The organism is Streptomyces coelicoflavus (assembly GCF_045041415.1).
Taxonomy (GTDB): Bacteria; Actinomycetota; Actinomycetes; order Streptomycetales; family Streptomycetaceae; genus Streptomyces; species Streptomyces coelicoflavus.
In genome coordinates, this window is the sequence record NZ_CP108218.1 from 1,805,493 (window position 1) to 1,829,198 (window position 23,706).

19 protein-coding genes are annotated in these 23,706 nt (G+C 71.8%); 9 read left to right on the forward strand and 10 right to left on the reverse strand.

Annotated features, from left to right (window positions below):
- Positions 1–41: 41 nt before the first annotated feature.
- On the forward strand, positions 42–1,508 hold the full coding sequence (locus OHA99_RS07885; RefSeq protein WP_405694921.1) for an MFS transporter: 1,467 nt from the start codon (positions 42–44) through the stop codon (positions 1,506–1,508).
- Here the strand turns inward: OHA99_RS07885 and OHA99_RS07890 are convergent.
- Entirely contained in the window at positions 1,475–2,071 is a 597-nt protein-coding gene (locus OHA99_RS07890; protein WP_153177486.1) for a TetR/AcrR family transcriptional regulator, read from the reverse strand. The two genes, OHA99_RS07885 and OHA99_RS07890, sit on opposite strands and share 34 nt — an antisense overlap.
- A 189-nt stretch (positions 2,072–2,260) precedes the next feature.
- On the opposite strand from OHA99_RS07890, the gene OHA99_RS07895 reads away from it, so the two are divergent.
- The gene (locus OHA99_RS07895) at positions 2,261–3,826 is read left to right on the forward strand and encodes a class I adenylate-forming enzyme family protein (RefSeq protein ID WP_153177487.1); all 1,566 of its coding nucleotides are present in this window, start codon (positions 2,261–2,263) and stop codon (positions 3,824–3,826) included.
- Positions 3,827–3,851: 25 nt separating this feature from the next.
- Complete coding sequence (locus OHA99_RS07900) at positions 3,852–5,057, forward strand: acyl-CoA dehydrogenase (protein ID WP_366472456.1); 1,206 nt, start codon at positions 3,852–3,854, stop codon at positions 5,055–5,057.
- A gap of 598 nt (positions 5,058–5,655) precedes the next feature.
- Here OHA99_RS07900 and OHA99_RS07905 read toward each other — a convergent pair.
- Positions 5,656–7,083 carry a non-reducing end alpha-L-arabinofuranosidase family hydrolase gene (locus OHA99_RS07905; protein WP_366472455.1) on the reverse strand — a complete coding sequence of 476 codons (1,428 nt, stop codon included), beginning with the start codon at positions 7,081–7,083 and terminating at the stop codon, positions 5,656–5,658.
- A 492-nt stretch (positions 7,084–7,575) separates the two neighbouring features.
- Between OHA99_RS07905 and OHA99_RS07910 the strand changes: the two genes are divergently transcribed.
- Positions 7,576–9,015 (forward strand): endo-1,4-beta-xylanase, encoded by a 1,440-nt coding sequence (locus tag OHA99_RS07910; protein ID WP_153177490.1) that lies wholly within the window; start codon positions 7,576–7,578, stop codon positions 9,013–9,015.
- Positions 9,016–9,163: 148 nt separating this feature from the next.
- On the opposite strand, the gene OHA99_RS07915 is transcribed toward OHA99_RS07910, so the two are convergent.
- The gene (locus tag OHA99_RS07915) at positions 9,164–10,138 is read right to left on the reverse strand and encodes a helix-turn-helix transcriptional regulator (protein ID WP_381503217.1); all 975 of its coding nucleotides are present in this window, start codon (positions 10,136–10,138) and stop codon (positions 9,164–9,166) included.
- 140 nt (positions 10,139–10,278) lie between these two features.
- Between OHA99_RS07915 and OHA99_RS07920 the strand changes: the two genes are divergently transcribed.
- Positions 10,279–10,674 (forward strand): RidA family protein, encoded by a 396-nt coding sequence (locus tag OHA99_RS07920; protein ID WP_405694925.1) that lies wholly within the window; start codon positions 10,279–10,281, stop codon positions 10,672–10,674.
- Positions 10,675–10,730: 56 nt separating this feature from the next.
- Here OHA99_RS07920 and OHA99_RS07925 read toward each other — a convergent pair whose 3' ends face one another.
- From OHA99_RS07925 to OHA99_RS07935, 3 genes are all read right to left on the reverse strand, one after another.
- On the reverse strand, positions 10,731–11,366 hold the full coding sequence (locus tag OHA99_RS07925; protein WP_153181711.1) for a response regulator transcription factor: 636 nt from the start codon (positions 11,364–11,366) through the stop codon (positions 10,731–10,733).
- On the reverse strand, positions 11,366–12,565 hold the full coding sequence (locus OHA99_RS07930) for a sensor histidine kinase (RefSeq protein ID WP_405694926.1): 1,200 nt from the start codon (positions 12,563–12,565) through the stop codon (positions 11,366–11,368). Before OHA99_RS07930 ends, OHA99_RS07925 begins: the two co-directional genes overlap by 1 nt.
- An 89-nt stretch (positions 12,566–12,654) precedes the next feature.
- Positions 12,655–13,317 carry a DedA family protein gene (locus OHA99_RS07935; RefSeq protein WP_405694928.1) on the reverse strand — a complete coding sequence of 221 codons (663 nt, stop codon included), beginning with the start codon at positions 13,315–13,317 and terminating at the stop codon, positions 12,655–12,657.
- A 728-nt stretch (positions 13,318–14,045) separates the two neighbouring features.
- Between OHA99_RS07935 and OHA99_RS07940 the strand changes: the two genes are divergently transcribed.
- From OHA99_RS07940 to OHA99_RS07955, 4 genes are all read left to right on the forward strand, one after another.
- On the forward strand, positions 14,046–15,593 hold the full coding sequence (locus OHA99_RS07940; protein ID WP_405694930.1) for an MFS transporter: 1,548 nt from the start codon (positions 14,046–14,048) through the stop codon (positions 15,591–15,593).
- A 56-nt stretch (positions 15,594–15,649) separates the two neighbouring features.
- Complete coding sequence (locus OHA99_RS07945; protein WP_153177495.1) at positions 15,650–16,147, forward strand: FBP domain-containing protein; 498 nt, start codon at positions 15,650–15,652, stop codon at positions 16,145–16,147.
- Positions 16,148–16,328: 181 nt separating this feature from the next.
- The gene (gene rpmF / locus OHA99_RS07950; RefSeq protein ID WP_007387878.1) at positions 16,329–16,499 is read left to right on the forward strand and encodes a 50S ribosomal protein L32; all 171 of its coding nucleotides are present in this window, start codon (positions 16,329–16,331) and stop codon (positions 16,497–16,499) included.
- Between the two features lie 7 nt (positions 16,500–16,506).
- The gene (locus OHA99_RS07955) at positions 16,507–17,694 is read left to right on the forward strand and encodes a GTP-binding protein (RefSeq protein WP_405694932.1); all 1,188 of its coding nucleotides are present in this window, start codon (positions 16,507–16,509) and stop codon (positions 17,692–17,694) included.
- Positions 17,695–17,793: 99 nt separating this feature from the next.
- Here the strand turns inward: OHA99_RS07955 and OHA99_RS07960 are convergent, their stop codons facing one another.
- The 4 genes from OHA99_RS07960 to OHA99_RS07975 form a co-directional block, all read right to left on the reverse strand.
- Positions 17,794–19,221 carry a salicylate synthase gene (locus tag OHA99_RS07960; RefSeq protein WP_405694934.1) on the reverse strand — a complete coding sequence of 476 codons (1,428 nt, stop codon included), beginning with the start codon at positions 19,219–19,221 and terminating at the stop codon, positions 17,794–17,796.
- 112 nt (positions 19,222–19,333) lie between these two features.
- Entirely contained in the window at positions 19,334–21,091 is a 1,758-nt protein-coding gene (locus tag OHA99_RS07965; RefSeq protein ID WP_381499993.1) for an ABC transporter ATP-binding protein, read from the reverse strand.
- A complete protein-coding gene (locus OHA99_RS07970) occupies positions 21,088–22,974 on the reverse strand; it encodes an ABC transporter ATP-binding protein (protein ID WP_405694937.1) in 1,887 nt (628 codons plus the stop codon). Before OHA99_RS07970 ends, OHA99_RS07965 begins: the two co-directional genes overlap by 4 nt.
- Positions 22,971–23,699 carry a trans-aconitate 2-methyltransferase gene (locus tag OHA99_RS07975; protein ID WP_153181713.1) on the reverse strand — a complete coding sequence of 243 codons (729 nt, stop codon included), beginning with the start codon at positions 23,697–23,699 and terminating at the stop codon, positions 22,971–22,973. Before OHA99_RS07975 ends, OHA99_RS07970 begins: the two co-directional genes overlap by 4 nt.
- Positions 23,700–23,706 lie beyond the last annotated feature (7 nt).

The window sequence follows — 23,706 nt, forward strand, 5'->3', positions numbered from 1 at the left end:
CGGGGGACAGAGTCCCTCCTCCAGAACCGCAGGAGAGCCCCATGGTCGAACCGTCCACGCCCGCGCCGCCGCGTGAGCCCGTCACGGCACCCCCGCGCCGCCCGGCGTTCGACCGCCGACGGGCCTGGCTGATCACCGCGATGATCGTCGCGTTCATGTTGATCAACTACGCGGACAAGTCCGTCCTGGGCCTGGCGGCCGTGCCGATCATGGACGAACCGGGGATCAGCAACAGCACGTACGGGATGATCTCCAGCTCGTTCGCCCTGCTGTTCAGCCTGTCCGGGCTGGTCGTCGGCTTCGTGTCGGCGCGCGTCTCCAGCCGGGTCCTGCTGTTCACGATGGCCGCCGTCTGGGCCGTCGCCCAACTGCCGGTGCTGTTCGCGGCGTCGGTGCCCGCGCTGGTGGCGGGGCGGGTGCTGCTCGGCGCGGCGGAGGGCCCGGCGGCCTCGATGTCGATGCACGCCCTGTACAAGTGGTTCCCCGCGAACCTGCGCGGCCTGCCGTCGGCACTGCAGATCAGCGGTGCGGCGCTGGGCACGCTGTTCGCGGCGCCGGTCGTGACCTGGCTGATCACCGCCTTCGGCTGGCGCTCCGCCTTCGTGGTGCTCGCGGTGACGAGCGCGGTGTGGAGCCTGGTCTGGTGGAAGGTGGGGCACGACGGCCCTTACGGCGAGGACCGCGCGCCGGGCCCCGGCACCCGGGCACCGCGCGACCACGCCTCCGCTCCGCGCGACCACGCCCCCGCTCCGCACGACCGCGACGGCACCCTGGCTCCGGCTCCGGCTCCGGCTCCGGCTCCGGCCTCAGCCCCGGCCCCGGCACCGCCGGAGCGGCTGCCGTACCGGCGGCTGCTGCTGAACGGCACGGTGCTCGGCAGCATCGCCGGGGCGTTCGGCGCTTCCTGGGCGCTGGCGTTGAGCCACGCCTGGCTGCCCGTCTACCTGCGCACCCGGCTCGAACTGACGCCGGGCGGCGCCGCCGCCGTGATCAGCGCGATCTCCGCGTTCAGCCTGGTGCTGCTGCTGTCGGTGCCACCGCTGGTGGACCGGCTGCGCCGCCGAGGCCGCTCCGCCCGCTGGACGAGCGGCGCCCCGCAGGGGATCGCGGTGCTCCTGGCGGCCCTGGCCATGGCCGCCCTTCCGTTCGTCGACGGCCCGGCGCCCCATCTCGTCCTGCTCGGCCTGGCGTTCGGCGGCCACGCCATCGTCTTCCCGCTGCACTACATGACCGCGTCCGCCGTCGTCCCGCCGGTGCAGCGCGGGGCGGTGTTCGGCGTCGTCGCGGCGACCGGCACCCTCCCGGGCCTCGTCGCCCCGTATGTCACCGGGCACCTGCTGGACTCCGCCGACTCCCCCGGCGCCGGCTACGCCCACGCCTTCCTGCTGTCCGCCGCCGTCATGCTGGTCTGCGGGCTCCTCGCCCTGGCCGCCATCCGGCCGGAGCGCGACGCGCGGCGCCCCAACCCGGCTCCTCAGACGGAGGGTTCGAAGCCGCTGGCCCAGTAGCGTCCGCGCATCGCCAGGTCGAGCAGCATCCGCACGACCTCCTCGGCGGGCAGGGACGGCGTCTCCTGCTCCACCCACCAGCGCAGCACGCCGAGCTGCTCGCCCACCCACACCCGGGCGAGCAGCTCGGGGTCGATGCGCGGCTCCACGGCGTTGCGCTCCGCTCGGGCGCCGAACTCCTCGGCCGTCGCGCGTGCGCAGGCGTCGGAGAACATCTGGAGCGGCTTGCCGTCGCCCTCGCCGCGCAGCACGATCCGGTACAGGTCGCGCTCCTCGCGCGCGTGCCGCAGCATCTCCAGGACCGGCTTGCCGGTGAAGCCGACCGCGCTGTCGGCGACCGCGGGGGCCAGCCGCTCGGAGAGCCCGGCCAGCAGGTCGGCCGTCACGCGGGCGAACAGGTCCTCCTTGTCCCGGAAGTGGGCGTAGAAGGTGGCGCGGGCCACGTCCGCCCGCTCGGTGATGTCCTCCACCGTCAGCGCGGTGAAGCCGCGCTCCAGGACCAGTTCGATCAGGGCCGCCCCCAGGGCACGGCGTGACCGCCTCGTCCGTCTGTCCTCGGCCATGAGCCCCTCCTCGATCGTCCGGCCCGGTGCGGTGCGGTGCCCAGTGTAGGAGACTCTTGACACTCCAGAAGTTATTGAACACTCTGTATGTAAACAGCCTCATTGTTAAATTCCTGAGGTCTCGCAGCACCTCAACACAGAGGCCCAGAAGCCCAGAAGTCTCCGTCTTCGTTCACGGAAGCAGGCCCCATGAATCTCGGCACCTACCTGACCCGCAGTGCCCGCTACTGGCCCGAATCCCCGGCCCTCGTCTGCGGCGACCGTTCCTGGACCTTCGCGGAACTGGACCGTGCGACCGACCGCCTGGCCTCCGCCCTCGCCGCCCGCGGCCTGCGCCCCGGCGACGCGGTGGCCTCGCTCGCCTGGAACCGCGGCGAGCTGGTGGAGGTGGAGTTCGCCCTGTACAAGGCCGGGTTGACCCGCGCGCCGATCAACGCACGCCTCGGCCGGGGCGAGGTGGAGCACATCCTGCGCTACGCCCCGGTCCGCGCCCTGATCTTCGACGCGGCCCACCGCGAGGACGCCCTCGCCGCCATCGCCGCGTCCGGCACCGGCTGCCTGCCCGTACCGCTGGACGCACCGGCGGACCAGGACCCGGACGAGATCCCGTACCCGGCCCTCCTCCAGGAGGGCGACGACGTGGGGGGCCCGGTGGAGGTGGACGAGGACACGCCCTGCGTCCTGAACTTCACCTCCGGGTCCACCGGGGCCCTGAAGGCCGCCGTGCAGACCGTCGGCAACCGGCTCGCCAACATGCGCAAGCTGCTGATGTCCGACGAGTCCCGCCCCCGCCCCGGCACCCGCTACCTCGCCTGCGGCCCCATCACCCACGCCACCGGAATGGGCCTGCTGGCGGGCGTCTTCGGCGGCTCGACGACGTACGTCCTGCCGGCCTGGAGTCCGAAGGCCTTCCTGGAGACGGTCGAGCGGGAACGCATCACCGCCACCTTCCTCGTGCCGGCCATGGTGAACACGGTCCTCGCCCACCCCGGGGCCGGCGGCCACGACCTCTCCTCCCTCACCAGCGTGCGCGTCGGCGGCGCGCCCATCTCCCCGCGACGCCTGCGCGACGCGGTCGAGTTCTTCGGCCCCGTTCTCGCCCAGGGCTACGGCCTCGGCGAGACCACCAGCGTGGTCGCGGGCCTGAGCGGCGCGGAGATCGCGCATGCCGTGAAGGAGGACGCGGAGCTGCTCCAGTCGTGCGGCCGGGCGATGTACGACACCGAGCTGCGCGTCGTCGACGAGGCGGGCCGGGAGCTGGCCCCGCGCGAGGTCGGCGAGGTCATCGTGCGCGGACCCGACTGCGTACGGGAGTACTGGCGGGAGCCGGAGCTGTCGGCCGAGACGTTCCGCGACGGCTGGGTGCACACCGGCGACCTGGCGTGGATGCGGGAGGACGGCTATCTCTTCCTCGTCGACCGCAAGAAGGACATGATCATCTCGGGCGGCTTCAACATCTACTGCACCGAGGTCGAGGCCGCCCTCTACGAGCACCCCGCCGTCCAGGAGGCGTGTGTCGTCGGCGTCCCGGACGAGCAGTGGGGCGAGGCCGTCAAGGCCGTCGTGGTCCGCCGGGCCGGGTCCGGGGCCACCGCGGACGAGCTGATCGCCTTCTGCGCCGACCGCCTGGACCGCTTCAAGAAGCCGCGCTCCGTCGAGTTCACGGCCTCGCTCCCCCACAACCGCAACGGCAAGCTCGACCGCAAGGCCGTCCGCGAACCGTACTGGGCCGACACCGCCCTCCGCGTCAACTGATCCGCACCTCCCCTGGAGTTCCGCAGTGACCTTCTCCCTGCACCCCACCCACGACGACCCGCGCACCGCCGAACTGGTCGAGCGCCTGCGCGACTACCTGGACGGCGAGCTGGCCGACTACGAGCGCGACCGCGGCATCACCCGCGCCACCCGCCTCACCCGCGCCGACCTCGAACCGGTCTGGCGGCGCAGCCGCGAACTGGGGTTCTACGGCATCCACCTGCCCGAGGAGTACGGCGGCCAGGCCCTCACGTACACCCAACTGGCCGCCCTCAAGGAGGAGGTGGGCGCGTCCGGACGCGTCCTGTCCCACTGTGTGCTGGGCGACATGGGCGGGCCGCTGCGCGCCGGCGACATCCTCAAGCACGCCACCGCGTACCAGCTGGACACCTACCTGCGGCCACTGATCCGCGGCGAACGGGCCTGCTGCTTCTCCCTCACCGAGACCGACGCGGGGTCCGACGTCCGCTCCATGCGCACCGTCGCCGTGCGCGACACCGACGGCGACCGCGACGGCTACCGGCTGACCGGGCACAAGGTGTTCTCCTCCGCCGGCCCTTTCGCCGACTTCGCGATCGTCGTCGCCCGGATGGCCGGGACCGGCGAGCAGGAGGGCGACAAGCCCCGCTTCTCCGCCTTCCTCGTGGATCTCGACAGCCCCGGCTGCCGCGTCGAGGACGGCGCGACGCCGATGTCCGGCGAGCACATCGAGAGCGACGTCGTCCTCGACGACTGCTACGTCCCCGCCGCGAACCTGCTGGGCGAGGAGGGCGCGGGCATGCGCATCGCGCTGGGCCGCGTCACCACCAACCGCCTGCTGCACTGCCCCACCGTGCTGGGCGCCACCCGCCGCGCCCTCCGGCTCACCCTGGACCGGACCCGCACCCGCCAGGTCTCCGGCCGGCCCCTGCTCATGCTCCAGGCCATCCAGCACAAGGTCGCCGACATGGCCACCGAGCTGTACGCCGCGCGCTCCATGACCTACGCCGCGCTCGCCGCCCTCGACCAGGGCCGGGAGGTCCCCGCCGAGGCGTTCATGTGCAAGCTGTTCGTCGGCGAGGCCGCCTTCCGCATCCTCGACCAGGCCGTGCAGATCCACGGCAAGGAGGGGCTCACGCAGGGCAACGAGGTGGAGTACCTGTTCCGCAAGATCCGCATGTTCCGCGTGCTGACCGGAACCTCCGAGATCCAGCGCAACGGCATCGCCAAGCTCCTCGCCTTCCAGCACTGAACCCGCCCGTCCGGTCCGACCGAAGTCCAAGGGCGCCGCCGCCCCGCACCGAGGGACGACTCGAACCCGCGGCCGAGAGGGAGCCCGTCACGGTCGGCGTGACCATGAAGGACGGGTTCGGCCCGGTGTCACCGCGCCCCGGTCGGCCGCATCGCGGGACCCGTCGGAGGACCCACTCCCGTCGGAACTGACGGCGAGGCTGGTGACCAACCGGTATCGGTGGTGCGCATGAGCCAGGACGGGCCCCTGAAGACCATCGGTTCGAAGCCTTCGACGCGGCGCTCACGGCCGTCGCCATCACGCACGGACCGAGCACCGGATCGCCTGCACCAACGCGCCCGCCGAGGAACGCCGACGCGCCTTGCTGCGGTACGCCAGTCTGGTCACCCTCCTGGCAACGGTCCCCGCCGACGGCGACGACGTGGCCGTCGTGGCACTGCGAGCCCCCGCACCCTGCGAGAGGCCTGTCGCCACCGAGCGAGTCCAGCCTCCGCACGGGCCGAGGGCTCGGCCGACATGACCACCGCGCCCGGGCGCGGTGGGAGGCACCCCGGCCGAGGCGGCCGGCCGGGGTGCCTCCCACCATGGACGACGCGGGTCAGCGCCGCAGGGTGAGGACGCCCGGCCGCCACGGCAGCCGGTTGTACTCGCCGCCCGCCGCGGGGTCCTTGCCCTGGTAGAGGAACTGCAGGTCGCAGGGGTCGATGGTCATCGTCTGGTCGGGGTTGTCGCGGACCAGGTCACCGTGGCTGATGTCGTTGGTCCAGGTGGCGCCGCTGTTGGCCCTGCCCGCGAAGGGGTTGCTCTCGCCGGCGGCCTGCGGGGTCCACGAGCCGTTCAGACTCGATGCCGTGAAGGAGCGGAAGTAGCGCCCGTTCGCACCCATCGCCTCGACGATCATGAGGTACTGGCTCTGGCCCTTGACCTTGTAGACCTGTACGCCCTCGAACAGGTTGGCCTTAGTGTCGCTCATGATCGTCGTGTACGACGAGCCGAAGTTGCCCGGGAAGTTCCCGATCGGCATGCTCGCCCGGTAGATCTTGCCGTTGTCACCGGCGAAGAACAGGTACATGTTCTGGCCGTCGGCGATCAGCGTCTGGTCGATCGGCCCGGTGTCGGAGCCGGAGATGCTCCCGGTGAACAGCGGCTGCGGCGCGGACCAGCCGTTGGGGTTGGTGGGGTCGCTCGACGTGCGGTAGATGAAGGGCCACGCACCCCACTGGTACGCCAGCACCCAGATGTTCTTGGGCGCGAAGTAGAACAGCGTGGGCGCCACCGCGGCCTGGCTCATCCCGGTCTGGCCGGTCGACGCCATGTCCGACCAGTTCGTGAAGGGACTGAACATCATCGAGCCGTACGACGACCCCGACACGTTCGACGCGTAGACCAGGTGCCTGCCGTTGTGCGTCACGGTGGTGAAGTCCTTCACCGCGGCCCATCCGTTCGCCGGCTGGGCCAGGACCCCCGTCGAGGACCACCGGTACGTCGACGGGAGGGCGCACGTGCCGTCCGTCGGCGGCGTCCCGGTCAGACCGGTCCACTTCTGGTTGCTGCCGCCGTTGCACGTCCACAGCTGCACCGCCGCGCCGTTGGCCGTGCCGTTGTCCTTCACGTCCAGGCACAGCCCGGACTCCACGCCGACGACCGTGCCGTCGGAGTTCACCCGCCACTGCTGGTTCGCACCGCCGGAGCAGCTCCAGATCTGTACCCGGGTACCGGCCGTGGCGGCGTGGTCCGGGACGTCCAGGCACTTGTTGCCGTACACGGTCAACTGGCTGGAATCCGTCAGCGTCCACTGCTGGTTGGTCCCGCCCCAGCAGTCGTAGATCTGCAGGTACGTGCCGTTGGTCTGCTCGGCGCCCACCACGTCGAGACACCGGTCCGAACCGGCGCCGCGCAGGGCGCCGCTGTCAGCCGCCCGGGCCGGGGCGGTGGCGACGAGCATCGCCGCCACCGCGGTCAGGACCGCGACCACGGCGGCGAGCGCCACAGACGGACGTCTGCGGCTGAAACTTCCTCTGAGCATGGGGACTTCCTCAACCTCGAGACGAAGAGAGCACCGAATCCTGTCAGGGGCATGTCACTTGTTCGACATATCGAATGTCTGTCGAAGTGTCGAGCAGCCTGAATGATAGAGAGCCGGCGAATGACGTCAATACCCCTCGCACACGTCGACATCGATGTCGAAACATTCGTGAGATTCTGCGGGCAGAACGTCGCACGTCACGCCACCCGATGGCTGATACGTGACCCATCAACTTGACCCAGCGACGCCCATCAGGGGTGATCTCCAGGGTTCAGCAACCGACTTGCCAGGCTTTCGAAAGTTTCGGGTCCAGAACAGAAACTTTTCCCGCAACAAGTCTTGACGATGCATCATCAACAGCTCAATCATCCTGTCTGGAACCCCGGCCGCAGATCGGCATCCCGAACAGCGCAAGCCCTCGGGGCAATCCGTACCGGCCGGGCCCGCCCCACGCTCCAGTCCTTCCGTGATGTCCACTTTGGAGGCACGTCAATGGGCTCGTACGCCCTCCCCAGATCCGCCGTCCGGCGGAAACTCCGTGGCCTGCTGCTGGCGCTGGTCGTCGGCGCCACCGCTACGGCCACCGCACTGGTCACGCCGTCGACCGCACAGGCCGCCGAGAGCACGCTCGGCGCAGCGGCGGCGCAGAGCGGCCGCTACTTCGGTGTCGCCGTCGCCTCGGGCAGGCTGGGCGACTCGACGTACGCGTCGATCGCGAACCGTGAGTTCAACTCGGTGACGGCCGAGAACGAGATGAAGATCGACGCCACCGAACCGCAGCGGGGCCAGTTCAACTTCAGCGCCGCCGACCGCGTCTACAACTGGGCGGTGCAGAACGGCAAGGAGGTGCGCGGTCACACCCTGGCCTGGCACTCCCAGCAGCCCGGCTGGATGCAGAACCTCAGCGGCAACGATCTGCGCCAGGCGATGATCGGCCACATCAACGGCGTGATGGCCCACTACAAGGGCAAGATCGCCCAGTGGGACGTGGTGAACGAGGCCTTCGCCGACGGCAGTTCGGGCGCCCGGCGCGACTCCAACCTGCAGCGCACCGGCAACGACTGGATCGAGGTCGCCTTCCGCACGGCCCGCGCGGCCGACCCGTCGGCCAAGCTCTGCTACAACGACTACAACGTCGAGAACTGGAACTGGGCCAAGACCCAGGCCATGTACAACATGGTGCGGGACTTCAAGCAGCGCGGCGTGCCGATCGACTGCGTCGGCTTCCAGTCGCACTTCAACAGCGGCAGTCCCTACGACAGCAACTTCCGCACCACCCTGCAGAACTTCGCCGCCCTCGGCGTCGACGTGGCCGTCACCGAGCTCGACATCCAGGGTGCCTCGCCCACGACCTACGCCAACGTGGTCAACGACTGCCTGGCCGTGTCGCGTTGCCTCGGCATCACCGTCTGGGGTGTGCGCGACAGCGACTCCTGGCGCTCGGAGCAAACGCCGCTGCTGTTCAACAACGACGGCAGCAAGAAGGCCGCCTACACCGCCGTCCTCGACGCGCTCAACGGCGGCGGCTCCTCGGAGCCGGAGCCGCCCGTGGAAGGCGGACAGATCAAGGGCGTCGGCTCGGGCCGCTGCCTGGACGTGCCCAACGCCAGCACGAGCGACGGCACCCAGGTCCAGCTGTGGGACTGCCACAGCAACAGCAACCAGCAGTGGTCGTACACCGACGCCGGTGAACTCCGGGTCTACGGCGACAAGTGCCTGGACGCCGCCGGCACCGGCAACGGCGCCAAGGTCCAGATCTACAGCTGCTGGGGCGGCGACAACCAGAAGTGGCGCGTCAACTCCGACGGATCCATCGTCGGCGTCCAGTCCGGGCTCTGCCTCGACGCCGTCGGGACCGGCACCGCCAACGGCACGCAGATCCAGCTCTACTCCTGCACGAACGGCAGCAACCAACGCTGGACCCTCACCTGATCCAGCACGACACCGCTGACGGCCCCGGGCCACCGCCGCAACGGCGGCGGTGGCCCGGGGCCGTCCAGCCACGGCTGGGCACCTGCCGGTTTGCTGACGATCACCAGGCTGGTGACCAACATGGCGCCCTCGCAGGGGTGGGGAGAGCTCAGGTCGGTGACCGATAGCGGGCCGCGATCACCGTCGCGCGGTCGCGCAGGGCAGCGCGCAGCCACTGCGGGGCCTCCACCTCCGCGTCCATGGCGTGCTCCCACAGCGCCCACTCCGCGTGCCGTGCGTCCTGGAAGACGACGTGCAGCCGGAGCCGGCCGTCCTCGTCGGTCTCCTCGGAGAGGACTTCCAGGGCGGTCGCGACCAGGTGCTCCCGGCGGGCGGGATCCACGCGGACCACCACGACGGTGGTGTCGCCGCCGGTCCGGAACCGCACGTTGCGTTCGCGCCAGGCCCGGTCCAGGTCGACCGTGTCCGAACGCTGCGCGACTTCGCCGAGTTCCTCGGCCGCCAGGACCCGGCTCAACCGGTAGGTGCGGTCCTCGGTGCCCCGCTTGGCCAGCAGGTAGCCCTGGTCCCTGACGGTGACCAGGCCGATCGGGTCCACCGTGCGCCACGTCGGGGGCCGGCCGACTGCCTCGTAGTAGATGCGCAGTCTGTGCCCGGCGAACACCGCCCGCCGGACCTCCGCGGCGATGGAGTCCGGGACCTCCTCGGGGACCACGCGACGCGAGAGGAGGTCGGTCTCCGGGTCGATGAGCAGCCGCTGGGCCGCTCCGGCGGCGGTGTCCCGCAGCCCCTCGGGCAGCGCGTCGACCACTTTCAGCACGGCTGAGGCGAGCGCCGATCCCAGACCGAACAGCTGCGCACCGCGCCGTGATCCGGCGACCACGAGGGCGAGCGCCTCGTCGTGGCTCAGGCCGGTGAGCGCTGTCCGGAAGTCCGGCAGCAGCGCGAACCCGCCGTGCCGCCCGCGCTCCGCGTAGACCGGGACCCCCGCCGCGGAGAGGGCCTCCATGTCGCGCAGCACCGTCCGGGTCGACACCTCCAGCTCACGGGCGAGCGTCTCCGCGGTCGTCCGGCCGCGCTGACGCAGCAACAGGACCAGGGAGACCAACCGGTCGGCGCGCATGGGGGAAACCGTAGCGAAATACATGACCGAAGGTGTCACGTATTCCTGCCAGGGTTCGTCGCACGACGTCAGAGCACGGCGGTCGCCCAAGCGATGGGCGGCATGCGCGGTGCCGTGAGAAGAACGGAGCGGATACGGCGATGCAACGCAACGCGGTCAACCCGGTGTCGTGGTCGGTCGGGATGGGATTCAACCAGGGCGAGGTCGTCTCCGGGCACTCGCGCACCCTGTACATCTCGGGCCAGACGGCGATGAGCAAGGAAGGCAGGCCCGAGCACGACGGAGACATGGCGGCGCAGCTGGCGCTGGCCGTCGACAACGTCGAGGCGGTGCTCGCCGAGGCGGGCATGACCCTCTCGAGCCTCGTCCGGCTGAACGTCTACACGACCGACGTCGATCTGCTCTTCCAGCACTACGGTGTGCTGGCGGGCCGTCTGGGCGCCGCCGGCGTCGCGCCGACCACCACCATGCTCGGGGTGACGCGGCTGGCGATCCCCGGCCAGACGGTCGAGCTCGAGGGCACCGCCGTCGCATGACGTGACCGCCCACTCTCCGGCGCCCGGCATGTCGAGTGCGCCCGGCATGCCGGGCGTCAGGACTCCAGGTACCGGAGTACGGCCAGGATCCGGCGGTTGTAGCCGGTGGTGTGCGCCAGTTCGAGCTTGTCGAAGATCATGTTGAGGTTCTTCTCCACCGCGCTCAGGGAGATGTGCAGCTTCTCCGCGATGGCCGCGTTCGTGTGCCCCTGCGCCAGGGTCTCCAGGACGCTGCGCTCGCGGGGGGTCAGCCGGGCCAGCGGGTCGGTGTGCGTGGTACGGATCACCAACTGCCGTACGACCTCCGGGTCGAGCGCGGCGCCGCCCGCCCGGATGCGTTCCAGCGCGTCGAGGAACTCCTCCACCTGGGCGACCCGGTCCTTCAGGAGGTACCCGACCCGCTCCGCGTTCGACGTCAGCAGCTGCGCCGCGTAGTTGCGCTCCATGTGCTGGGACAGGACCAGGACCCCGACGCCGGGCCACCGCTCGCGGATCTCCAGCGCCGCCCGCAGGCCCTCGTCCGTATGGGTGGGGGGCATCCGGATGTCCACGACGACCAGGTCCGGCGGCTGGGCCTCGACCTCGCGCAGCAGGGCGACGGCGTCGCCCACCGCGGCGGGGACCTCGTGGCCCTCCTCGGTGAGCAGCCGGACCAGCCCTTCTCTCAGCAGGGTCGAGTCCTCGGCCAGCATTACGCGCACGGCAGCTCCGCGGTGATCGTGGTGGGCCCCCCGAGGGGGCTGTGGACGTGCAGTCGGCCGTCCAGGGCGCGGACCCGGCTGTGCAGCCCGGTCAGCCCGCTGCCCTCCGGCCTCGCGCCGCCGACGCCGTCGTCCTCGACCCGGACGACGAGGACCGGCCCGTACGTGCGGACGCTCACCCGGATCTCCGTGGCGGCGGAGTGCTTGGCGGCGTTGGTCACCGACTCCGACACGACGAAGTACGCGGCGGTCTCCACGGAGGCGGGCAGGGGCCCGTCGAGCGCGAACTCGGTCCGCAGCGGAATGCCGCACCGCTCCGACACCCCGGCCAGCGCCTCCCGGAGCCCCAGGTTGTCCAGCGCCGTCGGATACACCCGCCAGGCCACTTCCCGCAGTTCCGTCAGGACCTCCTGCGACTCCCGGTGGGCCTGCTCCACCAGACTGCGTGCCTGTTCGGGCGTACGGCCGCCGCGGCGGGCTCGTCCGAGGAGCATGGCCAGCGCCACCAGACGCTGCTGCACCCCGTCGTGCAGGTCCCGTTCGATGCGCCGGCGCTCGGTGTCGACGGCCTGGAGCACCGCCGCCCGGCTGGTGGCCAGTTCGTCGATGCGCTGCTCCATCAGCTCGCGCTCCGAGGGGCCGAAGCACTCCCGGGCCAGCCGCGCGTCGAGGGCCCCCAGGGACAACAGTCCCTGCACGTCCAGGAAGAGCAGCACCCCGCCGAGCAGGACCTGGCCGAGCAGTTCCCACCAGCCCAGGGTGCCCCGGACGAGGGACGCGACGAGCAGGCCCGCGAGGAGGACGCCGAACCCGAGCAGGCCGACCACGACGCCGGTGATCAGGCCGGCGTACGTGCGGGCGGCCAGGTAGCGCAGGACGCGCTGGTCGGGCACCGGCCGCGCGGGGAAGCGGTCCCCGAAGAAGGCGGAACGGCGACGCCGCTCGAGGGCCGTCAGCCGTCGGGCCCCGGCGGTGAGGACGACGAACGCCCGCCGCCGGGTGCGCGGCCACAGCAGGGCCGGACCGAGCAGGGTGCCGGCGACGACGAAGTACAGCAGTCCCAACAGCGCGGTCGGGCAGCCGAGAAGGACTCCGGCCACCCGCAGGGGCAGCGCAGGCGACGGATCCGCCGTGGTCTCACCGCCCGGCAGCGTGGTTCCTGGGGCCGTCGGGAAGTGCTGGGTGGTCATGTCCGCCGGTTCCCCCTGCACGGTCGCCGAGCGTAGTCGCGCCGCGCACCCCGGGCAAGATCGTTCGGTCGGTGCGAGAACGGGGCCGGTCACGACGTACGGCGGTGCTGAGCGGTGCCGCGGGAACGGAACCGGACCGCGACGTAGAAGGCCAGTGCGGCGAGCACCAGTACCAGGACACCCTTGCTGGCCACACCGACGTAGTCACCGACGGTCTCCCACTGGTCGCCGAGCCAGTAACCGCACATGACCAGCACGGTGTTCCAGATCAGGCTGCCCAGAGCGGTCAGCGTCAGGAAGGTCGGCAGCGGCATGCGCTCGAGGCCGGCCGGTACGGAGATCAGACTGCGGAAGATCGGCACCATGCGGCCGAGGAGGACGGCCTTGGTGCCGTGCTTGGCGAACCACGCCTCCGTCCGCTCCAGATCGGAGGTCTTGACCAGGGGCAGCACGGACCAGATCGCGTACATCCGCTCACGGCCGACCAGCCCACCGATCCAGTAGAGGACGGCGGCACCCAGCACGGACCCGAGCGTGGTCCAGAACAGGGCCGAGAAGAGACTGATGACACCCTGTCCGGCGGCAAAACCGGTCAACGGCAGGATCACCTCGCTCGGCAGCGGCGGGAAGAGGTTCTCCAGGGCGATGGCCAGGCCCGCGCCCGGGCCGCCCATGGCGTCCACCAGGTCGGCGGCCCATCCCGCGATGCCGTCGGCGGGTTCCTGTGGCAGCGCCAGGGTGATGTGGTTCATGTCGAGGTCTCCAAGTACGAAGCGCACGCCGCGAGCCGGTGCCGCGATCCATTGGTCAAGCTAGAAGTCCCTGCTCAGTGCCGGTATGCGGGTAGCCGTCGGACTCGTACGGTTTCCCGCACCCCGGCCCCTGTGGTTTTCCGCGGGCTCGGGGTGTGCCGGGACCGGTCGGAAAATCCGGTCGCGCGGTTCGGCCGGTGGGATACGCTGTGCGGGATTCCGCGCGGCAGGTTGACTGCCGCCCCGCTCGGCGCGCTCGGCGTCGACACGCACCGCGTGCCCTGCCCGGAAGGAGGCGAGAGACATGGACCGTGCAGACTGCGTTGCGGCCATAGTTGTCTCCGGCCGTGTGTCCTCCCTCCTCTGCGGCACGCGGTAACTCCTCCCCCCTCCCGTTTCCTGTCCTCGGTGTCTTCCTGAGACGCCGCGTCACGAGACGTCCTGGCCCGCGCGGTTCGTCGCCGCGCCGACCGCGGGGGCGCGTGCCCGAAGACGGGCCCTTCTCTTGCTGATCCCGTGATCCGGCGTTTCCCGCCTCACGGCCGTCAAGAGCTCCGGCGTGGACGACACACGGCCGGTGAGGCAGGCCCCGGGTGCTGTCCGCGGTTCCCGCTGCCCCACCGCCCTGCCGTGTCCCCGTGCTGTGTGCACCGGCCCGTCGTCACCACCGCGACCGTCCCCGGCCGGCTGTCCCGACGGCACTTCGACACGAAACGTGCGTGATCTCCATGAGCAGGAAACGTCCCGGAGGGGAATCCCTCCCGTCCCTCGCACCCAGGGCCACCGGTGCGACGTCCACCGACCGTTCCCCGGACCACGGGGCACCCGCACCCGCACCGGATCCGAAGCGCTGGTGGGCGCTGGCCGTCATCGCCCTCGCCCAGCTGATGGTGATCCTCGACGGCACCGTCGTGAACATCGCGCTGCCCTCCGCACAGAGCGCGCTCGGCATGTCGGACGCCGACCGGCAGTGGGTGATCACCGCCTACACGCTGGCCTTCGGCGGGCTGCTGCTGCTCGGCGGCCGGATCGCCGATCTGGTGGGCCGCAGGCGCACCTTCGTCATCGGCCTGGCCGGGTTCGCCGCGGCCTCCGCGCTCGGCGGCGCGGCGGCCGGTCCCGGGATGCTGTTCGCGGCCCGGGCCCTGCAAGGTGCGTTCGCGGCGATCCTGGCGCCCTCGGCCCTGTCGCTGCTGACGACGACGTTCACCGACCCCAAGGAGCGGGCCAGGGCGTTCGGGGTCTACGGTGCGCTGGCCGGCGGCGGCAGCGCGGTCGGACTGGTCGTGGGCGGCCTGCTGACCGAGTACCTGACCTGGCGCTGGTCCCTGTACGTCAACGTGCCCATCGCGCTGGCCGCCCTGCTCGGCGCACCGGTCTTCCTGCGCGACCGCTCCGGCCGCCGCGGTGGGCACCTGGACGTGCCGGGCGCGCTGCTGGGCTGCGGCGGGCTCGTCGCCCTCGTGTACGGCTTCAGCGAGGCCGAACCCCGCGGCTGGTCCAGCCCGTCCGTGGTCACGCTGCTCGTGGCCGGCGTGCTCCTGCTCGCCGCCTTCGTGCGGTGGCAGAGCCGTGCGGCGCATCCCCTGCTGCCGCTGCGCATCGTCAAGGACCGTGTGCGGGCCGGATCGCTCGCGACGATGGGCCTGGCCACCGTGGGCATGTTCGGCGTCTTCCTCTTCCTGACCTACTACCTTCAGGTCGTCCTCGGCTATCCGCCGGTGCGGACGGGCCTGGCCTTCGTGCCGATCTCGGCCGGTATCGTCGTCGGCTCGACCCAGATCGCGGCCCGCCTGCTGCCCCGCACGGCGCCGCGCGCCCTGATGTCGTCCGGCATGGTGCTGGCCGCCGCCGGCATGCTGCTGCTCAGCAACCTGACCGTGCACGCGCGGTACGTCCCGCAGGTACTGCCCGCCCTGCTGCTGCTCGGCCTGGGCATGGGCCTGACCTTCATGCCGGTCTACGCGACGGCCACCGCCGGCGTGCCCGCGCGGGACGCCGGGGTGGCCTCGGCCGTCCTCAACTCCGTTCAGCAGATGGGCGCTTCGCTGGGCACCGTACTGCTCAACACCGTCGCCACCGGCGCCACCGGCCGTTACGTCCACGCGCACGATCCGGCCCCCGGTGGCGCGGCCCTCGACGCGGGCATGGTGCACGGCTTCTCCGTCGCCTACCGGTGCTCGGCGGGCGTCCTGCTGCTCGCCGCCCTGGTGGCGGGCCTCGTCGTGCGGCGCAGGACGACGCCGCGCCACGCCGGAGACGACGCACCGGCCTAGCGAGCCGGGCGCCGTGTCCCACCACCGTCCCTCTCACTCCCTCGAAGGATCCCTCCGTGAAACCCCTGACCGAGCACGACATCCGTACCTCGTTCGTCAACTGCTCCAAGGGCGAGGCCAAGCGCATGCCCCTGCCCAAGAACCTGGCGGACCTGGACCACTGGGACGACCTGGACTTCCTGGGCTGGTTCGATCTCTCCGCGCCCGATCGCAGGTATCTCGTCGTCGAACGCGCCGATGAACTCGTCGGCCTGTCCCTGCGCACCACTTCGGGCAACCGCGGCTTCCTGCGCCGCAGCCTGTGCTCGCTGTGCCTGACCACACATCCCGGCAGCGGTGTGTCCCTCATGACCGCCGCCAAGGCGGGCCCGGCCGGCCGCGAAGGCAACTCGGTGGGCCTGTACATCTGCTCCGACCTGGACTGCTCGCTGTACGTACGGGGCAGGAAGAAGGCCGCCCCGGGCGGACGCATGGAGGAGTCCCTCACCGTCGGGCAGCAGATCGAGCGCCTGCGCGGCAACCTCGACGCGTTCGTGGAGAAGCTCTTCCACTGACGCCGGCAGGGGCTCGGCGGCCGTCGTCGCCGGGCCCCCGTCCACTCGCCCTCAAGGGGCAGCGGAACCTGGAGCGGCACTTCTTCGGCCCCGTCCGAAGGTCCTCGCCGATCCGGCGATCGTAATGACATCCATTTTCATGTAGCCTCTGCCTCGCTCACCGATCGCACCGGAGGTTCCCATGGCCGTACCCAAACGCAAGATGTCGCGCAGCAACACCCGGCACCGTCGCGCCCAGTGGAAGGCCACGACGCCGCAGCTGGTGACGGTCACGGTGGACGGCGTGCCGTACCTCGTTCCGCAGCGGCTGGCCAAGGCGTACGAGCGCGGTCTCCTCCGTCCGGAAGGCTGACCCCGGCATGACCCACGCCCCCTCGCGGCGCCTCCCCGTCACCGTCCTGTCGGGGTTCCTCGGCGCCGGAAAGACCACCCTGCTCAACCACGTCCTCGGCAACCGCGAGGGTCTGCGCGTCGCGGTCGTCGTCAATGACATGAGCGAGGTCAACATCGACGCCACTCTGGTGCGTGGCGGCGGGGCCGCCCTGTCCCGCACCGAGGAACGCCTGGTCGAGATGACCAACGGGTGCATCTGCTGCACCTTGCGCGACGACCTGCTGGAGGAAGTGGACCGGCTGGCGCGCGAGGGGCGTTTCGACTACCTCCTCATCGAGTCCTCCGGCATCTCCGAGCCCATGCCGGTGGCGGCCACCTTCGCCTTCGCCCGGGACGACGGCGCCACCCTCGGCGACCTGGCTCGGCTGGACACGATGGTCACGGTCGTGGACGCCGCCAACTTCCTGCCGGAGCTGGCCGGAGGCGACGAGCTGGCCGAGCGGGGCCTGGACCAGTACGACGGCGACGAACGGACGGTCAGCGACCTGCTGATGGACCAGATCGAGTTCGCCGACGTCATCGTCCTCAACAAGCTCGACCTCGTCGACACCGCGTCCGCCGACCGGCTGCTGGCCACCCTCGCCCGCCTCAACCCCGCCGCCCGCGTGGTGCCGGCCGTGCGGGGCCGCGTACCGGTGGGCGAGGTCCTGGGCACCGGCCGCTTCGACCTGGAGCGGGCACAACAGGCCCCGGGCTGGGTCAGGGAGCTCAACGGCGACCACGTTCCCGAGACGGAGGAGTACGGCATCTCGTCGACCGTCTTCCGCTCGGGAACGCCCTTCCACCCCGGGCGGTTGTGGACGTTCGTGACGGAGTCGCTGGACGGCGGCGCCTACGGGCAGGTCCTCCGGTCCAAGGGCTTCTTCACCCTCGCCAGCCGGCCCCGTGTGACGGGACTGTGGTCGCAGGCCGGGTCGGTGGCGCGCTTCGAGCCCTCCTCCGCACGTGACGCCGACAGCCCCTTCGCCCAGGAACTCGTGTTCATCGGTACCCGGCTGGACGCGGAGCCGCTGCGGGCCGCCCTGACCGACTGCCTCGTCCGGGAAGGCGAAGCCCTGCCCGCTTCCGACCCCTTCCCCGCCTGGGACACGCACGGCTTCGACGAGAGCTGCGCGCACGAGCACGACCCCCTCACCACCGTGACGGGACGCTGAACCCCACCGCGCGAGACCGCCCGGGCCCCTTGCCCGGGCGGTCTCGCGCGCAGGCCCGTTCGACGGGAGCACAGCGGCGACTCCGTCGGCGGACCGCGGTCAGCCCGTGGTGTACCTCAGGTACGGGGCGACGCTGCGGAGTTTCTCGCAGGTCTCCTCGATCTCGCGTTCGGGGCTGGACTGAGCGGTGACTCCCGCGCCCGCGCGCAGCCACGTCGCGTCGCCCTCACCGATGAGGGTGCGCAGGACGAGGGCGGCGTCGAGGTCGCCGTCGGTGCTCCCCCGGAAGACCGCGCCGGCGTAGAGACCGCGGGGTCCCTGCTCATGGCGGGCCAGTGCCTGGAGGGCGGAGCGTTTGGAGACACCGGTGGCGGTGATCGCGGGGAAGAGGGAGGCGAAGGCGTCCCACGGTCCGGCCTCGGGCCGCAGCCGGCCGGTCAGCCGCGAGGCGAGGTGTTGCACCGAACCGCGCGGCCGGACCGCCATGAACTCCTCCACGGCGACGGACCCGGGCCGGCACACGGCGGTCATCTCGTCCCAGGCCAGGCGTACCGACACGGCGTGCTCGTGTATCTCCTTGGGATCGGCGAGCAGTTGCGCGCGCAGGCGCTCGTTCTCCGCCGGGTCCGTGCCGCGGGCGCGGGTGCCGGCCAGCGGCTGGGTGCTGACGCGGCCGTTCTCCCCGACCTCCAGGACCGTCTCCGGGCTGAACCCGGCCGCCCGGTGGCCGCCGAGGTCCAGCAGGTAGGAGCGGGCCGGTGTGTTGGCCCGGCGGCCGGCGAGGTACGTCGCGGGGAAGTCCACGGGTGGTCCGGCGGGCAGCGGGACCTTCCGGGAGACGACGGCCTTCTCCAGGAGCCCGGCACGGATGTCCTCGACCGTTCGGGCCACCGCGCCGCCGTAGGCGGCGGTGCCGGCCGCGACGATCCGCTCGGTCACGTCCGAAGTGGTCCCGTCCGGAGTGGTCCCGTCCTGAGTCGTCCCGTCCGGCGGGAGCTGCCGGGGCGTCGGCTCCGCCAGCAGGTCGGCGACCTTGCGGAGCCACGCCTCGTCCACCGCGCGGACCACGGTCCGGTCGTCGGTGAGGGTCACCTCGACGGCCGGGATCAGGGCGTGCAGCAGAGGTCCGTCACCGGCGGCCCCGGGGTCGGCGTGGAGGAGGTGGGCCAGTTCGAAGGCCGCCCAGCCGTAGAAGTGACGGCGTCCGCCGTCGTGCGCGCCGTGCGCCGCGGACAGGGCGGTCAGTGCGTCGGCGAACGCCGTCAGTGGCCTGCCGTCGGTGGGGGAGGTCCAGGTGCGCCCCGCCGCCCGCGCGGTGATGGTGGCCGGGTGCGCGGTGAGGTGCACGGCGGAGCCCGCCGCGAAGTGCCAGACGCCGCCCGCCGCCTCGTAGACCATGTACTGGTCGGCGAGGGCGGCTTGGGCCAGGCGGGTGGCGGCGGCCGCGAGGTCGGGGCAGGGCTCCAGGGTGCTCGCGTGTACGAGTGCTGGAACGGAACTCGCCCACGAGTCCCACATGTTCCTCATGTCTCTCGTGTTCCCCGTGTTCCCCGTGTTCCTCAGGTCGGTGCTCATCCTGTCGTGCCTTCCCTCTGACGCTGCGGCGGTGTCCGGTGGGTCGCTGGTGCGGGGTGTGGGGTCATGTCCGTGCCGCCTCCAGTCGCCAGCCGTGGGCCCGTGCCCGCCGCTGCCAGAAGGACGCGTAGGTTCCGCCTGCCGTGACCAGGTCGTCGTGCGTGCCTCGCTCGGTGATCTCGCCGTCCTCCAGGACCAGGATCTGGTCCGCGTGCACGACGGTGCTCAGCCGGTGCGCGATGACCAGCAGCGTCTTGCGGTCGGCCAGGGTGCGCACGGCCTCGGCGAAGAGCGCCTCGTTCTCCTGGTCGAGTGCGGCGGTGGCCTCGTCGAGGACGAGGATCGGAGCGTCCTTCAGCAGTGCGCGGGCGATGGACACGCGCTGGCGCTGTCCGCCGGACAGCCGCGCGCCTCCCTCCCCCACCCTGGTGTCCCAGCCGTCGGGCAGCTCCGCGATCACGCGGTCGAGCCCGGACAGGGCCGCGGCCGTGGCCAGTTCCTCCGGGGCGGCGTCCGGGGCCGCGATCCTGACGTTGTCCTCGATGCTTCCGTCGAAGAGGTAGACGTCCTGGAAGACGAGGGAGACGTGTGCGGCCAGGTCGTCGGCCGCGATCTCGCGCACGTCGACGCCGCCGATGCGGACGGTGCCCTCCGTGGTGTCCCGGAAGCGGGCGATCAGTGCGGCGACCGTGGACTTGCCGGCGCCGGAGGGCCCCACGAGGGCGGTCATGCCGCGCTCGGGCAGACGGAAGGTCACGTCGTTGAGGACCGGGCGCCCCGAAGCTCCGTCGGCCGTCCCGTCGTCGTAGCGGAAGCCGACCCCGGTGAGCTCCACGCTCGCGTCGCGGGGGGTCTTCGGCTCGGCGGGCCGCGGGAACGGCGGTTCGTCGAGGACCGCGCCGAGCCGTTCCAGGGTGTTGCGGGCGATGCGCAGGCCCGCGCCGGCCTCGGCGGCGGACGACACGCTGTCGATGAGGCGGACCAGCAGGACCAGCAGCGCCAGGAGGGTGGGCACCGTCAGTGACCCGCCGAGCTGCCAGGACACCCCGAGTGCGAGCAGCAGGGCGAACACGAGCCGGGTGGCGAAGGTGAAGGAGACCAGGCCGGGCAGGCCGCGCACGATGAGGCGCCGGTCGGCGCGCGCCTCGCCCACCAGGGCGTCGTCCAGCGCTCCGTACCCCTCCGCGGTCCGGCCGAACGCCCGCAGGACCGGCTGGTTGCGGGTGTACTCCAGCACCCGGTCGGCGGATTCACCGATCGCGGCGTCGCGGCCGAGGTCGAGTCGGCGCATCAGCGCACCGCTGCCCTGCTGGACGGCGAACAGCACGGGCGCGCAGACCAGGAGCACCGAGGCCGTGCGGACGTCGAGGAAGAAGGTGGCGACGACCAGCGTCGCCGGGGTGAGAAGGGAGGTGATGAACGGGCGCAGCAGGTGGGCCGGTGTGCTCATCACCTGGATGACGTTCTGGCCGGCCAGCCTGCTGAACTCGGCGGTGCGGCCGGCGGTGAACCACCCCAGCGGCAGCCGCAGCGCCTGGTCGGCCAGTCGGCGGTGCAGCACCCGGGAGAGCGTGGAGCCGACGGTGAACCCGCCGCTCAGGGCGGCACCCTGGAGCACCGCGTGGGCGAGTACGCAGCCGGCGAACGCCGACAACCAGGGCCACACGTCGTCGGGGTCCGTGCCGAGCAGGGTCTCGAGGACGGGCACGAGGAGGGCGAAGGCGACGCCCTGGAGGACGGCCGCGCCCGACTGGAGGATCAGCAGCCGATTCAGTGGACGGGAGCCTTCGGGTCCCAGGACGCGGTAGAGCTGACGGATCATCGTGCACTTCCTTCTCGGATGTCGTCCGCCGCGCGGCCGGTCCCCGTCGTCGCGGGCCGGTGGTGCGGTGTGCCGTCGCTCTCGAACGGGCCCGCGGTGTGCTGGGCCTCCCAGAGCGCGGCGTAGCGCCCCCGGGCGGCCAGCAGGTCGTCGTGCCTGCCCTGTTCGGTGACGCGTCCGTCCTCCAGGACCACGATCCGGTCGGCGGAGCGGACGGTCGACAGGCGGTGGGCGATGACGAGGAGGGTGCGGCCGGCCGCGAGCGCGGACAGCGCGTCCTGGATCAGTGCCTCGGAGTGCGGGTCGGCGTACGCGGTCGCCTCGTCGAGGACGAGGACGGGGGCGTCGGCGAGCAACGCCCTTGCGATGGACAGGCGTTGCGCCTCGCCGCCGGAGAGGGTGACGGTCCCGCCGAGTTCGGTCGCGTAGCCGTCGGGCAGCTCCGTGATCCGCTCGTGTACGCGGGCGGCGCGGGCGCACCGCTCGACCTCCTCGTCGGTGGCGTCGGGGCGGCCCAGGCGGATGTTGTCGGCGACGCTCGCCCGCAGCAGCCGTACGTCCTGGAGGACGAAGCCGACCCGGCGGTACAGCTCGGTCGCGGGGATGTCGCGGAGGTCGACGCCGCCGAGGGTCACCGTGCCGGCCGTGACGTCGTGGAAGCGGGGCAGCAGTGACGCCAGGGTGGACTTGCCGGAACCGGACGGGCCCACCAGTGCGGTGACCGTGCCGGGGGCGAGGTCGAGGTCGACGCCGCTGAGGACGTCGGTCCGCCCGTCGTAGGTGAAGGACACCCCGCGCATCGAGATGTGGTGGCCGTCGGGCACGGCGGGGTCGGTGGGCTCGGGGAGGGTGGGGGCGTGCAGCAGTTCCGTGATGCGTACGGCGGCGGCCTGACCGGCCCGGATCTGCTGGATGCGGGGGCCCACGACACCCATGGGTGCGGCGACGGCGGGGCCGAGCAGCAGGAAGGGGACGAGTTCGGCGCCGGTCATCCGGTCCCGGGTGACGAGCAGGGCGCCGAGCACGGTCAGGAGCAGCAGGACCACGGCCGGTGCGACGACCAGGATCGCGGCGGTGGAGCTGACCAGGGTGGAGCGGACCCAGCCGGAGAAGAAGCCGGCGAAGCCCTCGGTCGCGCGGACGAAACGCTCGTGGGCCCTGTGCCCGCGCCCGAAGCTCTTGAAGACGGCGATGCCGGACGCGAACTCCACGGCGGCGACGGAGATCCGGCCCACCGCGGCACCGAACTCGGCCATCTGTGCCGCCGCGCCGGCCATGGCCCGGCTGAACAGGAACACGCCCAGCAGCAGGGGCACCACACTGACGAGGGCGAGACGCCACTCGACCGTGAGCAGGTAGGCCAGTGCCAGGACGGGGGCGGTGAGAACCGCCACGACGTCGAGCAGCGTGTGGGCGAACAGGGTGTGCAGCGCGCTCACGTCCTCCTGCACCGCCTGTTTGACCTCGCCGGTGCCCCGGTCGGTGAGCCGGCCGAGCGGCAGCCGCCCGATGTGCCGGGCGAGCCGCCGGCGGAGGGTGAGCTGGAGGTCGTTGTCGGCGATGTGGGCGAGGGCGCCGGCCGCCGTGCCGCACACCAGGGCGACGAGGCCCGACGAGCAGGCCAGCACCACTAGCGGCCACAGGGCGTCGCCGTCGGCCGGGGACGCGCCGGTGAGCCGCTCGGCGATGCGGGAGACGGCGATGAAGGGGACCACTCCGGCGAGGGCGGCCACGGCTTGGAGGCCGACGGCGATCGCGAGTCGCCCGCGAACGGGTTCGGCGAGTGCGCGCAGCGGCGGCGGGGTGACGCGGGTGCCGGTGCCGCCGGCGGCGGTGTCCGGGGCTGCCGGGTCCGGGCCGGGCTCGGGCGGTTGTGACTTCACTTGACGAGTACTCCGATTTCGGGGATGGGCCTGCCGCCCGCCTCGGTGATGCGGCGGCTGGTCATACCGGCCTCGCGGGCCAGCCGGGCGACGTCGAAGGTGTGCCAGTCGTAGGTGTCACAGACCTCGCGCACGGTGCGGCCGTCGCGCAGCACCTTCCAGGTGGTGGTGAAGCGCATGGCGTCGCCCTCGGTGGGCTCTCCGCCGATCCACCACTCGTAGGTCTGGCGCCCGATGGTCTCCCTGAGGGACATCACGGGTGGGACGACGCGGGGCGAGGACACCCCCATCAGCTCCACGACGATGGGCGCGCCGTCCGGAAGGCGGTCCGCGAGCCGTTTCCACAGGGCGACGCGTTCGGGGGCGGTGAGATGGCCGGCCACGCCGAAGATGACGACGGCGGAGAGCCGTTCGGGCAGGACGAGGTCCTGGGCGGCTCCGTCGACGACGGTCACGCGCCGGCGCAGATCCGGGTCGCGGGCGACCCGGGAGGTGAGCATGGCGCGCATGGTGGCCGACGGCTCGGCCGCGAGGATCTCCGCCCCGGGCAGGGCGGAGGCGATCACCTCGGTGACGCGTCCGGTGCCCGCGCCGATTTCGAGAACGGGCCCGTGGGACACGTCCAGTCCGGTGAGGACGCGGGTCAGCGGGGGGCCGCTGCTGGCGGTGTGCCGGGTGGCCACCAGCTCGTAGAACTCGGCCGAGGTCGAGTAGTAGTCGATCACGACGTGC